The organism is Martinezella sp. CNPSo 3795 (assembly GCF_057784475.1).
This window is the reverse complement of record NZ_JBXSOQ010000015.1, coordinates 55997-71384: the sequence shown is the minus strand read 5'-3', so window position 1 is coordinate 71384 and position 15388 is coordinate 55997. Positions and strand designations below refer to the sequence as shown.

The following is a 15388-nucleotide window of genomic DNA, read 5'->3' as shown; positions in this document are numbered from 1 at the left end:
GATCTATGGTGACAGCTATCTGGCGTAGTTATTGAGAGACCCTCCGCTGATGCCCAGCAGTGCCGCTCGCCCTACCAATCCTACCCTGTGGACGCTGACAGCCGGCCCTGCCCCTGAACTTTCCCACGACCTGCCTTCCCGCTCAGATGTCGTCGTGATCGGCGGCGGCTTCACCGGCCTGACCGCAGCACTTCATCTTGCCCGCGCCGGCCGCTCCGTGACCGTTCTTGAGGCCGGGCGGCTGGGTGCGGGAGCCAGCGGCATGAATGCCGGCTTCGTGGTTCCGAATTTTGCCAAGGCCGATCCGACGACCGTCCGTCAGAAGCTGCCGCGCGGCAAGGCAGATGCGCTGTTGTCGCTCGTCGGTGCAGGCGCCGACGAGGTGTTTGCGACCATCGCGGAGGAACAGATTTCATGCGATGCGGTGCAGACCGGTTGGCTGCAGCCCGCTTATGGCGACGACATGGCAGCGATCCTGCGCCAAAGGGCGAAGGACTGGACAGAACTTGGTCGTCCAGTCGAATTTCTCGATGCCGGCGCCATCCGCAATGAGACCGGTATGGCGATCTATTCCGGAGGATTGATCGATCACTCCGGTGGCACGATCCACCCGCTGAATTATCTCTACGGGCTCGCAAGGGCGGTCATGCAGCGCGGCGCCATGATCCGCGAAAACAGCGTGGTCGAGCATGTCGAGCGACATGCCGGCACCTGGCGCGTTAACCTCGTGGACCATGAAATCGAAACGGAGGTCGTCATCCTCGCCACCAACGCCTTCACGAGCGGCATAGCTTCCCGCATGGGTCGAACGGGCGTGCCGTTAAAGGTGTATCAAGTGGCGACGAAGCCGATCGATGCCGAAACTGTTGCGCGGATCGCCCCAAATCGCCGGCCTGTCGGCGATACGCGCTCCAACCTCTTCACCTACCGGCTCGATCGCGACAACAGGCTGATCAGCGGCGGTATGGCGATCAATCCGGTCGGCGCCTTCGAGCGCGTCGGTCGCGCCGTCGTCGACCGGCTCACATCCGAACTCCGTCTGCCGCGTCATCCGGGTGTGGAGATCGTCTGGACCGGAACGGCGATCATGACGCCGGACTTCCTGCCGCGCCTCTATCATTTCGGCGACGGCTTCTTCGGAGGGATCGGCTGCAACGGCCGCGGCATCGCCATGACGGCGCAACTCGGTCGGACACTGGCGAGACTGGCGCTCGGCGAAACGGCGGAATCTCTGCCGATTCCGCTGCAATCCGGCCGCGCTCTGCCATTTCATTGCTTCACGCCGGTCATTGCTTCGCTTGCGCTCGCACATGCACGCTTTGAAGATTGGCGAACCGGACGCCGCTAATCGGCGTAAGATCAATATTCATGAGCACCGGTACAGCTCCAGGCAGTAATTGACCATTAATTCTATAGAGAAAGGAATGAAGACGCGACCTCATCCCCAAAAAATGAAATGCCTTTTCTCGAAGCCCGGCTTTGAATGCGGCATCGTGGCGCCGAATGAAATCGGAGCCTGTCCATGAACGCGCAATTGCACCATATCAACGCCACGCATCCGGAGGCCACGGTACTGGAGACCGAGCAACAAGCGCTGGCCGTCGCGCAGGAGCTTGCAGCACGCTTTGCCGCTAGCGCCTCGGAGCGCGACAGCGAGAGGCTGCTCCCCTTTGCCGAGATGGATGCCCTGGCACAATCCGGACTGCTGGCGATCACCGTCCCCGAGGAATATGGTGGTCTCGATGTTTCGAATGCGGCGCTGGCCGAGATCACGGCGATCCTGGCTGAGGCGGATGGCTCGATTGGACAGATCCCGCAGAACCATTTCTATATCCTTGAGGCTCTGCGCGTCGATGGCTCCGAGGATCAGAAACGCTTCTTCTTCAGCCGCGCATTGGCCGGCGACCGATTCGGCAATGCCTTGTCCGAGCGGGGCACGAAAACGGTCGGGCACTATAATACCCGCATTACTCGCGATGGACCCGGCTATCGCATCAATGGCCGCAAGTTCTATTCGACGGGCGTTCTCTTTGCCGATTGGATCACCGTCTTCGCGCTGGATGAAGCTGACAAGCTGGTCATGGCTTTCGTGCCGAAGGGTACGGAGGGCGTCGAAATCATCGACGATTGGGATGGCTTCGGACAACGTACGACAGGCAGCGGCACGACGGCGCTCAACAATGTCTATGTGAACGCCGACCATGTCGTCCTGCATCATAAGGGCTTCGAGCGGCCGACGACGATCGGTTCCGTCGGCCAGATCATCCATGCCGGCGTCGATCTCGGCATTGCCCGGGCCGCTTTCGCGGAAACGCTCGATTTCGTGAAAACCAGGTCACGCCCCTGGATGGATAGTGGCGTCGACCGCGCCAGCGACGATCCGCTAACGATCGCCAAGATCGGCCAGATCGCCATCCGGCTTGAAGCGGCGGCTGCGACCATCGAACGCGCCGGCCGCAAGGTAGATGCCGCTCAGGTCGAGACGACGGAGAAGCGGGTGGTCGAGGCGACGCTGGCCGTTGCGGCAGCCAAGGCACTGACGACGGAAATCGCGATCGAAGCGACGAACACGCTTTTCGAGCTTGCCGGAACAGCCTCCGTGAAGCTCGACCTCAATCTCGACCGTCACTGGCGCAATGCCCGCACGCATACGCTTCACGACCCCGTTCGATGGAAATATCACGTCGTCGGCAATTATCACCTGAACGATGTCATTCCGCCGAAGAATGGCGCGCTTTGACGGATAGACGAAGGCCCCGTCGCAGACGCCGGGGCTTTCATACAAACAAAGGCGTAAGTCAGGAGCGCCACGCTGAGGCCAGCTAGTGCCGATCCATATGGAGTTCCATGGACTGATCGGCGGCCGCCGCGAGGCTTTCCAGACCGGTTGCAACGACCGATACCCTGAACACCCCGTCGAGAGTCTTGTCGAAGATCGCACCGACGACGATATCGGCATCGGCAAAGACTTCGTCGCGGATGCGACTGGCGGCCTCATCGACCTCGAACAACGTCATATCTGTCCCGCCGGAAATGGAGATCAGCACACCCCGCGCGCCCTTCATGCTCATATCGTCGAGAAGCGGATTGGAGACGGCGGCGTCTGCCGCTTTCAGCGCGCGGCCCGGCCCTGACGCCTCGCCCGTTCCCATCATCGCGCGCCCCATTCCCCGCATCACGGATTTGACGTCGGCGAAGTCGAGATTGATGAGACCTTCCTTAATGATCAGATCCGTAATGCAGCTGACGCCCGCATACAGGACCCGATCCGCAGTCACAAAGGCATTCTCGAAGGTGGTCGTGGCGTCCGCAATGCGAAACAGGTTCTGATTGGGGATGACAATGACGGTATCCGCACTTTCGCGCAGCCGCTCGATGCCCTGGTCGGCCGTGCGCATGCGTCGGTTACCCTCGAAGGTAAAAGGCTTGGTGACGACTCCGACCGTGAGGATGCCCGCCTGACGCGCGGCCTGAGCAATGATCGGGGCGGCGCCCGTGCCGGTGCCACCACCCATTCCGGCCGTCACGAAGCACATATGCGTACCGTGGAGATGATCCATGATCTCATCGATGGATTCCTCGGCGGCGGCTCGTCCGATGTCCGGCAGGGAGCCTGCACCGAGACCTTCCGTCACTTGTGCGCCAAGTTGAATGCGCCTGGTCGCTTTGGACGTCGCAAGCGCCTGTGCATCCGTATTTGCCGCTATAAATTCAACGCCCTGAAGTTGTTGCGCGATCATGTTGTTGATCGCGTTGCCGCCGCCACCGCCGACACCGACGACGGAAATCTTCGGTATCACCCCGGAAAGTGGTGCGCGCATGTCTGCCATGAAGGACTCCATTGGATCAATTTCATTCTCAATCGCGATCGCCTGTCCCTATTGGAAACGGACATTGGAGCGATTCGTGATGGAAGAGATCCTAGTGAGGAACGTGTGCGCATTGCGGCGTGCGGCGGCAGCCCTCCACAGAATAGTGAGTTGAGCACAGGATTTATGAGCCGGATATCAGAACATCAATCGTCCAGCATCGCGGGAGACCACAAGCGGGCGAGCCTGTTTGAAGCTGTGGCGTGTTCCAACACTGGTCCACGCCACACCAGATGCCAATGACGCTGATCGATCTTGAGTGCGGATGAAGTCACCATCAGCTCGGATTACGAGCCGATCCACTTCTTAAACTCCGCCGCGTCCCCGCCCCGGCGTTTAGCTGTAGAGGCTGACCTCTGGAATCCGGTCATTGAGCACGAACTCGCCGACCTCCTTGGCCTTGTAAAAGACCGGATCGTGCAGGGTGTGCGTCCGCACATTGCGCCAGAAGCGATCGAAGCGATATTTCTCCGCGGTCGAGCGCGCGCCGGTCAGCTCGAAGACGCGCGAGGTGATATCGAGGGCAACGTGGGTCGCGTGCACCTTCGCCGCATAGGCTTCGGCCGCTGCTTCACCGCGCTCGCGCGCCGTTGCCTTGTGTCCTCTAGCAAGAGCTTCCTGAACCGTCGCAGCAGCGCTGTCGGCCAGGGCGGCGGATGCCTTGAGGGCTGCGGTAAATTCACCGACACGCTCCAGAATATAAGGGTCGTCCGATGCCCGTTCGACACCGGAAGTGATCCAGGGCCGCGTCGTCGTGCGGACATAATCGACAGCCTCGCGTAGCGCACCCTCCGCTGTGCCCAGATAGAAATTGACGAAAACAAGCTGGATGAGCGGCGTGTTGAAGGTCGCAAGCACCGGCGCTTCGCCACCGGTCGATGCCGCCTTGTCTAGGTCCTCTTCGTAAACAGGAAAATCGTGGAACTCGACACTGCCGCTGTCGGAGAGACGCTGGCCGAAATTGTCCCAGTCGTCATTGGCTTTGTAACCGGCCCGATTGGTCGGGACGGCAAAGCCAACGATCCGGTCATCAAGCGCGGCATTGGCGTTGACGTAATCGGAGACATGCGCGGCCGTGGAAAAGGACTTGCGGCCGTTCAGGACATAGCCGTTGCCGCGGCGCGTCAGCACGAGGCCGGGATCGCGCGGATTGACTGCTGCACCCCAGTAAAGGCTATTGGCGACCGTCTTGCCGCCGAGCTCCTGGGCGCGGGCCTCGTCAAAGGCCCAATAGATGTACTGGCTGTTGACGTAGTGATAGCCGAGAAGCTGGCCGATGGAGCTCTCACCGCGCGCAAGAATGCGCACCAGCCGCAAACCATCCACCCAATCGAGGCCGCCGCCACCGATCTGCGACCCGTGCAGCGCGTTCAGCAAGCCGGCATTTTTCAGCTTGACGATCTCGCCAAGCGGCGGCCGGCCTTCGCGGTCAAGCTCTGCGGCGCGCTTGGAAAGATCGGCTGCAATCTCTTCCGCTCTGGCAAAGAGATCTTCCCGCGTGACATTACGATTGCCCGCAAAGATGACGTTGGACTGGCTCATGATGTGAACTCCGGTTCAGTAGCGTAATCTGGTGGGATCGGAAATCCCGCCGACATATCGACAATGGCTGCTTAAAAAAGCTTGTCCGGGATCCAGCTGGCGGTCACTGCATCGCTGGCGCTGAAGGCGGGAACTTTCTTGGCCAGTTCCTCAATCGTCTGGACGTTGGCGGCGCGAAGTCCTTCCTGCGTCAGCAGCGTCGGCTTGACGGTGATCTGATGCGGAACCTCCTGCCCCGCGACCTGCAAGGCGGCGGCACGGATGGAAACGGCGCCGACGACGGCCGGATTGGTCGCGACCGTAGCCACCCATGGGCTGCCCGGTTCGGTGATTTCCTGAATGTCGGCCGTCGATACGTCGGCCGAGTAGATCTTCAGTTTGTCGGCAATGCCGAGATCCGTGGCAGCAAGCTTCACGCCGCGGGCAAACTCGTCATAGGGTGCGAAGACGACTGATATATCGGGATTGGCCGCCAGCGCCGCCTTTGCCTGATCGGCAGTCGAGGTCGCGGTCGTATCGCTGACGTTACCGAAGCGAGCCTTTTCGACGACACCGGCATTCTGCTTCTTGAAAGCATCCCAGACCTCATTGCGGCGGTCGAGCGGAGCAAAGCCGGCGACATAGACATAGCCCGCCTTGAAACTGTCGCCATTTTCCTTGACCACCTGCTTCAGGGCGAGGTCGGCAAGTTCGTGATCGCTCTGCTCGACCTGTGGAACCCTAGGATTGTTGAGATTGACGTCAAAGGCAACGACCTTGATACCCTTGTCGAGCGCCTGCTGAACGACGTCGCCAAGTGATTCTGGTAGACCGTGATCGATGACGATGGCGGAAACGCCGAGATTGATCGCCTGAAGGATCTGTTCACGCTGGGCGGCTGCGTCCTGGCGCCCGGGGAAAACGCGAAGATCGATATCGAGCGCCTTGGCCTGCGCTTCGGCACCCGCCTGATAGGCCTGGAAGAAATCGCCGGCGGAAATGTAGCTGACCAGAGCAACTTTTACGCCACCCTTGTCGAAAGGCGCAGGCGCACCGTTCACACCGGCAGCCAGCGCCGTCTGTGCCAGAAGAAGCGGGGCAACGGCCGACAGGGCAAGCCGTGTGAATAATCTCATCGTTGCGATCCTCACGATCCATCGGAAGCGTCGTCTGACGGATAGATGACCCTGCGACGCATGCAATTATTAGATATAAACCCTATATTTTTAGTAGATTAAATCATCCGATTTTGGCTGGCTTCGGAGATTCTTTGTTCGTTTGCCGAGGGAATGGCGGCAAGGACTTACCCGGCGGAAAAGCCTCAGGCGAAGGGTTCCGCGAGCATTTCCTCGAGATCGGCCCGTGCCTGTGGCGAGAGATAGGGTCGCAACAGGCTCGCGACCTGGCCGAGCCCCCAATGCACATGCTGAGGCGTCAATTCCCCCACACCTTCCTGAAGACCGAGATAGACGGCCCAATAGGTGGCAACGATCCGCATATTGGTCATCAATGCATTGCGCTCCTCCGCGGCGGTGCTGATCAAGCCAGCCTCTTCCATGCGCTGAAAAATGGCATCGACGGAAACACGCATGCCGGCGCTGACCATCAGGATCGGCCCTCTCAAGCCAGGTGCGATTGCCAACAGGCCGGGAATATCGCGAAAGAGGAAGCGATGGGTCCAGACTAGCGAGAACCATTTGCGCAAAAAGCCGGCATAGGCTTTTGAATCCGCCCCTTCTACGGAATCGGCCTGCCTGACGAGCGCCAATGCATCGGCTTCGAAGCGAGAAAACAAGGCCAGGACAAGCGACTCCTTGGTGCGGAAATGATAATAGAGATTGCCCTGGTTGATGTGCACGGCCTTGGCGATTTCCGCCGTGGTGACGGCTTCCGGTCCTTTCTGATTGAAGAGCGACAATGTCGAGACGAGAATCCGCTCGCGCGTATCGGGCCGCGCAGCCACGTCCTTCTTCCCACCTTTGCTGGCCGTCATCTCGTCCCCCTTGAAGCTCTAAGGTATCCACCTTATTCTTTGTAAGGCAAATACCTTAATCCTGATCTACAGGCATCCGCCGGGCTGAACAAGGAGACTGAAGGATGAATGCACGTGTGAACGCTGCCGATCTCTCGCAGACGACATTTCCCCTCACTCCGCGCTCAATGCCGCATGTCCTCCTGTCGCTGATCCGCAATCCGCTCGACGCACTGCCGCCGGAAATCTTCACCGAGCCCATGGTCTTCACCAAGGTGGGTGGAAAACTGCGGATCTATCTGGCCGATCCCGAGCTCATCTATCAGGCGCTGGTGCGCAATTCCGACGCGCTCAGCAAAGGCGAAGATGTGCGCCGCGTGCTAGGCCCGGCTCTCGGCAACGGCATTCTGACCTCCGATGGCGCCCATTGGAAATGGCAGCGACAGTCGGTGGCCGGCGCCTTTCGCCATGAAAAACTGTTGGAACTGCAGCCAGCCATGATTGCGGCGGCCGGGCGCAGGCGTGATCTCTGGCTCACCCGTAAGAACAGCCCCATCGACCTGTGTCAGGAAATGATGCGCACCACCTTCGATATTATCGTCGATACGATGATGTCGGGCGGCGAAGGCATCGATGTCGACAAGGTCGAGCACAATATTACCAACTACCTCAAGCCGACCGGCTGGAAATTCGCGCTCGGCCTTCTTGGCCTGCCCGACTGGATGCCCCATCCCGGCAAGGAGAAGGCGCGATCGGCCGTTGCCTTCCTGCGAACGACCCTTGGTACGGTGATTGCCGAACGACGCCGCAGCGGCGGGGAACGGAGCGATCTGGTTTCCATGCTGCTTAACGCAGCCGACCCCGAAACCGGTCGCATGATGACCGATGAAGAGATCATCGACAATCTGATGACCTTCATCACCGCCGGGCACGAGACGACGGCGCTCGGTCTTGCCTGGACCTTCCATCTTCTTGCGCGCCATCCGGATTGCCAGGCCAAGCTCTTTGAAGAAATTGCCACCGTGACCGAGGGCGGCCCGCTGACGGCAGAACATCTCGGCAAGCTCACCTACACCAGGCAGGTCTTTTCGGAAGCCATGCGGCTCTATCCGCCGGCGCCAATCGTTTCGCGCGCGGTCACTAGCGAATTTGCCATCGGCACGCACATGATACCGGCGGGCACCATTATCTATGTACCGATCTACGCCGTGCATCATCATGCGGATCTTTGGGAAGACCCGCAGCTTTTTGATCCCGACCGCTTTGAGCCGGCGGTGGCGCGAAATCGCCATCGCTACACCTTCATGCCCTTCGGTGCCGGCCCGCGCGTCTGCATCGGCAATGGCTTTGCAATGATGGAGGCCGTCGCGATCCTCGCCGTACTCCTGCAGAAATTCCGCGTAACCGGCTCGACCGAGTCTTCGCCCAAGCCGGTCATGAAGGTTACGTTGCGGCCCATGCATCCGCTGTCGATCAATCTCGTGGAGCGATAGTCGAGCGGGTCGTCTGCCCCGAACAGAAACGAGGGGGCGTCTCAGCCGCCCCAAGTTTGTTCGAGGACACGGACCCAGTTCTGATGGGCGATTTTGGCAAGCGACTGATCGTCGAACCCGTGCGCGCGCAGGGCTTCGATCAGCTTCGGCAAGCCGCTCGCATCGCTGAGCGCCGCTGGAATGGTCGTGCCGTCGAAATCGGAGCCGAGCGCGACATGCTCGATGCCGATACGCTCAGCAATGTAAGCGACGTGGCGAACGAGGACTTCGAGCGGCGTATCGGTGTTTCTAACACCATCATCCCGCAGGAAGAGCACGCCGAAATTGATGCCGACCAGGCCGCCGGTATCGCGGATCGCGTCGAGCTGCTTGTCGGTCAGATTGCGGCTGTGAGGGCTGATGGCATGCGCATTGGAATGCGAGGCGACCAGCGGCGCATTCGACAGCTTGGCGATATCCCAGAATCCCTGCTCGTTCATATGCGAGAGATCGATCATGATCCTGAGCTCGTTGCTGGCGCGGATCAGATCCTTGCCGGCGTCGGTGAGCCCTGGGCCGATATCGGGCGACGAAGGAAACCGGAAAGGCACACCATAGGCAAAGACATTGGGGCGGCTCCAGACCGGCCCGAGCGTGCGCAGGCCGGCCTGATGCAGAACGTAGAGAGCATCGAGATCGGCCGCGACCGCTTCCGCACCTTCGATGTGGAATACGGCAGCAAACTGGCCTTCGGCAATCGACCGCTTGATATCACCGGCCGTGCGGCAGACCTTCACGGCTCCCTGGGAGCGCGCTTCAATCGCAAGCAGAAGCCGCGCCATGGCCAGAGTTTCATTCAGCGCGTCGGGCTGAGCAGGTGTTGCGAAATCGGCATTTTCCGCCTTCGGCTGATCCGGCGACGGGATAAATATGGCGCAGAGGCCGCCCGCGAGACCGCCACGGCGAGCGCGAGGCAGATCGATATGTCCGGCAGCTTCGCCATTCAGGAAAGCATCGACGGAATTCAAGCCACCGCGGCGCAGCCGGAGCAGCACGTCATTATGGCCATCGAAGACGGGGATTATCGAGGATTCGGTCATGTCTCATTCCAAAAATTGCAGTTGATATCTGCCTAGGCAAGCTTGGCGGAATGGGCAACTGCAAACTACGTATAGGATCTGCGAAAATGGAATTGGTCGGTTGCAAGACCCCGCTGTGAAAACGTTCGGAAATTACGATGGCGGCCGGGCGGTGCCAAGGCGGCGAGGCAAAGGCGGAATAGTTTCGCAGCGGTTTTGCAGAGCGTCTCCATGGAGCGAGTTTTCGCTTTTGACGTGGCAGATGTGCCTGCACGAGACAAATCGGCTCAGCCAGCGCAATATTTTGCGGCAATTGCAGCGGGAATATAGGTTTGGCGACCCGCAACACTTGCTTTTTCTAAAATGCGCAGCAAATGAAAGCTTTAGTATGGTGAAAGAGCTGGGAATACGGCAGGAATTACAGCAGCATACCAGCTTGCTGAAGAAGGCGGCTCGAAGCGGAGACAGCCGTCTGCTTGAATAATGGATGGAGCGTAGATGGCGGCGCTCATGTCCTGTTCTAGCCGTATTCGAGGAGAACGGATTGTCTGATTTTCGGCGCGAGGAACGATCCGGATCTGCGTCAGACGAGGCGAAAGAATCGTCATGGCGCAAGGACAGGAAGTCATTACAGTCAGAACGGCGGCGCTTCCCGCGACCGGAGAAGGCGGCGACGGAGGAAGCCCTGCCGCCTCCAGCCTTGCAGCCGCTGAAGTTTTCGACGCGCGACATCGAGCCGGCCGCGCAATTTGCCGCCTGGCAAGCTTATGTCGCTCCCGTGGCCGACGTGCGATTGCCGGACAATATCCCGCCGGAAGCCGGCTTTCCGGCCGATCATATCGCGTGGAATCTTGGCGGCATGCTCATCGTTCAACAGGATACGCCGCCCCATAGCTACATGCGATCGCAGGCGAAGGTGAAAACCAATCACATCGATCACTGGCAGGTCTCAGTGCCGACCAGTGGCCGGACCTGGACGGAAGTCGATGGCCACGTTCTGGAAGGCGAGCCGGGCAAGGTGGAACTGCGATCGCTGGGACACCCTTTTCGAGGGCGCTCGACGGAGGCGAAGGGCCTCTCGCTCTTCCTGCCGAGGGCATTGCTGTTCGACGTTCCCACACCGGTCGAGATCGAGAACAATATTGCGCTCTCCGGCGTGTTTACCAGCATGTTGATCGAATTCCTCGATAGCGTCGAAAACAATCTCGCGCGGTTTGCAGCCACCGATCTGCCGCACGTCGTCCAGACGGTGCGCAATATGATTGTGGCCTCCGTTTCGACCTCGGCGGCACAATCGACCGGCACGGAACAGCATAGCATTCTCGCCCTGACGGAACGCGTGCGGCGGTTCGTGGAAAGCAATCTCATTTCGGGCGATCTGACGGTAGAGCACATATGCCGTGAGCTCGGCATATCCCGTACCAGGCTCTATCAAATATTCGAACAATATGGCGGCGTGCATCACTATATTCAGCGCCGTCGCCTCCTGTCGGCTCATGCCGCCCTCAGCGATCCCGCCAATCGGGAACAGATCGTCGACATTGCCTTTGCAGTCGGCTTTTCCTCGGCAGCGCACTTCAGCCGAGCCTTCGGCAAGGAGTTCGGCTATAGTCCCCGTGAAGCCAGAAACCTTACCATCCCGCGCTATCTCGGGCAGGTCATCTCGCCGGCATCCTCCGGCAGCAGCCACTCCTTCGACGAATGGCTGAAAACCCTCGGCTATTATCACTAGACCGCGGATTTCGATGCCTCGAGACGCGTGCGCACCGGTGGGCACGCGCAAGCGAAGGGCACATCTTCCCACCAATCCCCGTGTCGACCCGAAACCGCACTTCAGCAATTGCGAAAATGGACGCTGCTGCAAGTTTCCGGATGCACGTCTAACGACATATGGTGCGTAACCCATTAAAAAAGAAGAAGAATAGTCGTTCGGAGACCGAAGCCCTAGTGTTTGGTGAATGTACTGTGCGTCCAACGGGGCAAGTCATAGGGAAAACAGCAATGGTATCTACTCGCCAGACAATAGAGATCAGCAAGCCTCAGCATCCCGTCAATGACTCATACCGCGCAGTCGAGCGCGAAGAGGTCCTTGAAGTGGCCTTTCGTGACTTTGTTCAAATGGCGCTCGCTGCCGGCTGGAACGAGCCCGAGGTTGCTTTGACCTTGGCCGATATTGCCGATGACTATGTGATGGCTCTCGCTGGTAGAGTTGCTGAGAAATAGTGTACCGCGTCCGTCCGAGCTCCGCAGGGGTGAGCACGAACGGTTAGGAGCAACTCTCCAGCATGCCGTCGGTGACACCGCTCAAGAGAACAAGAAGGCGGCTCACCGGCGGCATGAATTTTATTCGGCAAGCAGTCAGCATGCTTCCTTCATGCCCTGCCCCATCCAGGCAAGATTTGTAGAAAGCAGGTCACGATGAAGATCAGACAACATCTCTGGTTTCAACATGACATGGAAACGGCGATCGAACTTTATACGTCGCTTATCCCGGGTTCGGCAGCCGGATGGGTCTCAAGTATTCTCACCGACAATCTGAATGGACCCGCCGGTAGCGTAAAGTTTGCAGGTTTCACACTTGGAAATCGCGCCTATATGGGCTTCGAGGCAGGGCCATTCGACCGCTCGGAGCATAGTTCTTCCATCACAGTCGAATGTGCGACACAGGACGAGGCGGACCGTTTGCGTTATGCGCTGGGGAAAAGCCGTCCGGACGATCGCGGCCTTGTGAGAGATCCATGGGGCATATATTGGCAGTTTCTGGTCAGGCAGCAAAGCGCTGACGCCAAAATATCCGCCAAATCCGAGCAAATCGGCAGCGTCACGGTCACAAAAAAGAAATTCGCCGCCGCCTGAAAGGCGCGGCAAAGCTATCGTAAAACTCGAAGGTCGCAGCAAACGCATGGCTTTCAGCCAGTCGAGAGCATGCGCTGCCGTGATGTAAGCGGAGGCCGACCCACACTCGGCTTCCGCTTATGCTCTATTTCGAGCGTCAGTCGAGGACCGGGCAGCCGCGCCGATTGGCGAAGACCATGCGGTCCGGACCGCCATCGTTCCAGCCGCGAACGACGATGCGGCGTCCGTTACTGTCGACCGAATCAATGCGACGGAAGCCTTCCGCCCGCGCGGCGCGCATGAGATCGCGTCTGTCGCAACCGCGGTCACGATCCCAGCCCCTGTCGCGGTCACGATCCCAGCCGCGCGGCGGACCTCTCCAGTCTCGACCCTGGTCACGCTGCCAGGGCGGCGGTGCATAATCGTCATCGCCGCCATAATACTGCGCCGAAGCGACAGACGTCATCAGTTGCAACGCGGCCAATCCGACCACGGCAACACGCGAAATCCGTACCAAACCTTCAAGCATTTCCCTTACCCCCATTTCCTGTCTTGTAGACAAGAATAAAGATATGCCGATTCGCATGAACTCTGCCTGAACGCAGTCGGAACTGGATTGGGTGCCGCGCTGCCGCCCAATCGCAGCGCTTTTGCGCGACATGTCTCAGCTGAAGGGAAAGGCGCGAAATTCCGCGCTCTCCTCGGCACGCACCGACAGCGCATGAAGGCGCGGGCAAGCCTTTACATCGAGGGCATCGGGCAGCATCTCGCGCGTAAAGCGAAACGCGACAACACTGGTGATATCAGCCTGGAGCGGCCGTCTACCGAAGAGCCAGGGATCGGCCTGCGGCATTTCCGCCTCCAGCAGACGGTACGCCGCCGCAAGCTGACCATGAATTCGATCAAGCCAGGGCTGATGCTGCTTTTCCATAGGACGCAGCTTATGCTCGTAGACGATCTGAACCGTCTTTTCACACGCTGCCAACGCAAGACCGATGATGCGCAGAGACCGGGCATGATCCTGCGGATCGACGGGCATGAGGCTGCGCCCCGACGGCGCGATGCGTTCGGCATGCGCAAGTATTAGGCTCGAATCCATCAAGACGGTTCCGTCATCCGTGACAAGCGACGGCGCCTTCACGACAGGATTGATATCGGCAAAAGCCTCGAAAGCGCTGAAAACAGAAAGCGGCTCATGCACGAATGCTATATCGAGTGCGCGCAGCGAGATCGCCACACGCCTGACAAAAGGTGAATCCAGCATTCCGATCAGTCTCATATCCACCATCACCATCTCTTTGCTTGGACAAGCGCAAGGACCGCGCCGCGATCCGATGAGGAATAGTAGTCGTGGGCGGACGGCTATTGCCAGTGGCCGAAAAAGCCATTAGCGCAAGGATCATGCCAAAGAACGCCAACCCGCTTGTCGTCATCGCCGCCTATGACCAGCTCTGCACCTTCGAATTCGGATGCGCCTTCGAAGTGTTCGGATTATCGCGACCGGAAATGGGGCCGGGCTGGTATCGCTGCATGACCGCTGCAGTAGAGCCCGGACCCATTCGAGGTGCCGGCGGCCTGACCGTCAATTCGGACGGTGGCCTTGAGCTGTTCGATCAGGCGGATACGATCGTCATACCGGGTTGGCGGGGGCCGGGCGCCGCGGCTCCCGAGCCGCTTCTCGAAGCGCTGCGGAAAGCCCACGCCAAAGGTGTCCGGCTGGTGTCGATCTGCGGAGGCGCCTTCGTGCTGGCTCAAACCGGCCTGTTGTCCGGCAGACGCGCGACGACCCATTGGCATCATGCCGCAAGGCTTGCTTCCGCCTATCCGGAAATCGATGTCGAGCCGCATTCCCTCTATGTCGACGAAGGCGACATATTGACATCGGCCGGCAGTGCGGCCGGGCTCGATCTTTGCATTCATGTCGTGCGCAAGGATTTCGGCGCCAAGGCAGCCAATAGCGTGGCCCGGCGCCTTGTCGTCGCCGCCCATCGCGAAGGCGGCCAAATGCAGTTCATCGAGCGCCCGGTCGCAGGGCGCGGTGCCACGCGGCTATCCGCTCTGCTGGATGCGATCCGAAGAGACCTCGCACAACAATGGAGCGTCCAGCGCATGGCGGAAGAAGCATGCGTAAGCGTGCGGAGCCTGCATCGTCACATTCGCGAGGCGACGGGGGTCGCACCCGGGGAATGGCTTCAAAACGAGCGTCTCGCGCGATCACGCGAGCTTCTGGAAGAAACAAGCCTTCCTGTTTCGGTCATCGCAATGCATGTCGGTCTGGGAAGCGCTGCAAACTTCCGTCATCATTTTCGCACAAGCGTCGGATTGTCACCGACAGCCTATCGATCGCGATTCCGCAGCTCCGACGGCGAACAACAATCCCGTGCGTCTAACTGAACAATATCTATCGCGATTTGGAGCCTTTGGAGATGTAGGATCTGCTCCCGGCTGTACGGCGAGGACGTGGCGTCGCCCGCGAGAGCCCATCTCCGCGGTGCCAGTCTGTGATTGCCGAATGGACAGATTGGGATAGAAGCATCGCCCCGGCCAGGCAATAGAGCAGGACGATGATGGCTGCCTCGACGATCAGAGGCAGAAACGCAAAGCGAGCGCCGGGGCTTTCCTCCTCTTCAGGGAGCAGAT

14 protein-coding genes are annotated in these 15388 nt (G+C 59.5%); 7 read left to right on the top strand and 7 right to left on the bottom strand.

The window, feature by feature from the left end; all coding sequences use genetic code 11:
- Positions 1–49: 49 nt before the first annotated feature.
- Positions 50–1348, top strand: a complete 1299-nt coding sequence (locus AC13QY_RS28775) for an NAD(P)/FAD-dependent oxidoreductase (RefSeq protein WP_113350982.1) — start codon at positions 50–52, stop codon at positions 1346–1348.
- A 174-nt stretch (positions 1349–1522) separates the two neighbouring features.
- Entirely contained in the window at positions 1523–2740 is a 1218-nt protein-coding gene (locus tag AC13QY_RS28770) for an SfnB family sulfur acquisition oxidoreductase (protein ID WP_113350981.1), read from the top strand.
- Positions 2741–2822: 82 nt separating this feature from the next.
- Here the strand turns inward: AC13QY_RS28770 and ftsZ are convergent, their stop codons facing one another.
- The 4 genes from ftsZ to AC13QY_RS28750 form a co-directional block, all read right to left on the bottom strand.
- Positions 2823–3830, bottom strand: coding sequence for a cell division protein FtsZ (gene ftsZ, locus AC13QY_RS28765; RefSeq protein WP_145635572.1), 1008 nt, complete (start codon positions 3828–3830; stop codon positions 2823–2825).
- A 375-nt stretch (positions 3831–4205) separates the two neighbouring features.
- The gene (locus tag AC13QY_RS28760) at positions 4206–5411 is read right to left on the bottom strand and encodes an acyl-CoA dehydrogenase family protein (RefSeq protein WP_145319873.1); all 1206 of its coding nucleotides are present in this window, start codon (positions 5409–5411) and stop codon (positions 4206–4208) included.
- Between the two features lie 71 nt (positions 5412–5482).
- Positions 5483–6526 (bottom strand): substrate-binding domain-containing protein, encoded by a 1044-nt coding sequence (locus tag AC13QY_RS28755; RefSeq protein WP_145635571.1) that lies wholly within the window; start codon positions 6524–6526, stop codon positions 5483–5485.
- A gap of 185 nt (positions 6527–6711) precedes the next feature.
- Entirely contained in the window at positions 6712–7383 is a 672-nt protein-coding gene (locus tag AC13QY_RS28750; RefSeq protein ID WP_113329199.1) for a TetR/AcrR family transcriptional regulator, read from the bottom strand.
- 104 nt (positions 7384–7487) lie between these two features.
- Here AC13QY_RS28750 and AC13QY_RS28745 point away from each other — a divergent pair, with 104 nt between their 5' ends.
- Positions 7488–8855, top strand: a complete 1368-nt coding sequence (locus AC13QY_RS28745; protein ID WP_145635569.1) for a cytochrome P450 — start codon at positions 7488–7490, stop codon at positions 8853–8855.
- A gap of 41 nt (positions 8856–8896) precedes the next feature.
- Here the strand turns inward: AC13QY_RS28745 and AC13QY_RS28740 are convergent, their stop codons facing one another.
- Positions 8897–9934 (bottom strand): dipeptidase, encoded by a 1038-nt coding sequence (locus tag AC13QY_RS28740; protein WP_145635567.1) that lies wholly within the window; start codon positions 9932–9934, stop codon positions 8897–8899.
- A gap of 523 nt (positions 9935–10457) precedes the next feature.
- Between AC13QY_RS28740 and AC13QY_RS28735 the strand changes: the two genes are divergently transcribed.
- From AC13QY_RS28735 to AC13QY_RS28725, 3 genes are all read left to right on the top strand, one after another.
- Positions 10458–11645, top strand: coding sequence for a helix-turn-helix domain-containing protein (locus AC13QY_RS28735; protein WP_246661747.1), 1188 nt, complete (start codon positions 10458–10460; stop codon positions 11643–11645).
- Positions 11646–11914: 269 nt separating this feature from the next.
- Positions 11915–12136: a hypothetical protein gene (locus AC13QY_RS28730; RefSeq protein ID WP_069609932.1), complete on the top strand. Its 222-nt coding sequence runs from the start codon at positions 11915–11917 to the stop codon at positions 12134–12136.
- A 195-nt stretch (positions 12137–12331) separates the two neighbouring features.
- A complete protein-coding gene (locus tag AC13QY_RS28725) occupies positions 12332–12769 on the top strand; it encodes a VOC family protein (RefSeq protein WP_145635565.1) in 438 nt (145 codons plus the stop codon).
- Between the two features lie 136 nt (positions 12770–12905).
- Here the strand turns inward: AC13QY_RS28725 and AC13QY_RS28720 are convergent, their stop codons facing one another.
- Together AC13QY_RS28720 and AC13QY_RS28715 are read right to left on the bottom strand one after the other, a co-directional pair.
- A complete protein-coding gene (locus AC13QY_RS28720) occupies positions 12906–13277 on the bottom strand; it encodes a hypothetical protein (RefSeq protein WP_168192600.1) in 372 nt (123 codons plus the stop codon).
- A gap of 135 nt (positions 13278–13412) precedes the next feature.
- A complete protein-coding gene (locus tag AC13QY_RS28715) occupies positions 13413–14036 on the bottom strand; it encodes a glutathione S-transferase family protein (protein ID WP_233788655.1) in 624 nt (207 codons plus the stop codon).
- Positions 14037–14149: 113 nt separating this feature from the next.
- Between AC13QY_RS28715 and ftrA the strand changes: the two genes are divergently transcribed.
- The gene (gene ftrA, locus AC13QY_RS28710; protein ID WP_113329205.1) at positions 14150–15142 is read left to right on the top strand and encodes a transcriptional regulator FtrA; all 993 of its coding nucleotides are present in this window, start codon (positions 14150–14152) and stop codon (positions 15140–15142) included.
- The last annotated feature ends 246 nt before the right edge of the window (positions 15143–15388 follow it).

Coding starts and splice junctions, on each gene's coding strand:
- AC13QY_RS28775 (WP_113350982.1), top strand. CDS start 50: ATGCCCAGCAGTGCCGCTCGCCCTACCAATCCTACCCTGTGGACGCTG.
- AC13QY_RS28770 (WP_113350981.1), top strand. CDS start 1,523: ATGAACGCGCAATTGCACCATATCAACGCCACGCATCCGGAGGCCACG.
- ftsZ (WP_145635572.1), bottom strand. CDS start 3,830: ATGGCAGACATGCGCGCACCACTTTCCGGGGTGATACCGAAGATTTCC.
- AC13QY_RS28760 (WP_145319873.1), bottom strand. CDS start 5,411: ATGAGCCAGTCCAACGTCATCTTTGCGGGCAATCGTAATGTCACGCGG.
- AC13QY_RS28755 (WP_145635571.1), bottom strand. CDS start 6,526: ATGAGATTATTCACACGGCTTGCCCTGTCGGCCGTTGCCCCGCTTCTT.
- AC13QY_RS28750 (WP_113329199.1), bottom strand. CDS start 7,383: ATGACGGCCAGCAAAGGTGGGAAGAAGGACGTGGCTGCGCGGCCCGAT.
- AC13QY_RS28745 (WP_145635569.1), top strand. CDS start 7,488: ATGAATGCACGTGTGAACGCTGCCGATCTCTCGCAGACGACATTTCCC.
- AC13QY_RS28740 (WP_145635567.1), bottom strand. CDS start 9,934: ATGACCGAATCCTCGATAATCCCCGTCTTCGATGGCCATAATGACGTG.
- AC13QY_RS28730 (WP_069609932.1), top strand. CDS start 11,915: ATGGTATCTACTCGCCAGACAATAGAGATCAGCAAGCCTCAGCATCCC.
- AC13QY_RS28725 (WP_145635565.1), top strand. CDS start 12,332: ATGAAGATCAGACAACATCTCTGGTTTCAACATGACATGGAAACGGCG.
- AC13QY_RS28720 (WP_168192600.1), bottom strand. CDS start 13,277: ATGCTTGAAGGTTTGGTACGGATTTCGCGTGTTGCCGTGGTCGGATTG.
- AC13QY_RS28715 (WP_233788655.1), bottom strand. CDS start 14,036: ATGGTGGATATGAGACTGATCGGAATGCTGGATTCACCTTTTGTCAGG.
- ftrA (WP_113329205.1), top strand. CDS start 14,150: ATGCCAAAGAACGCCAACCCGCTTGTCGTCATCGCCGCCTATGACCAG.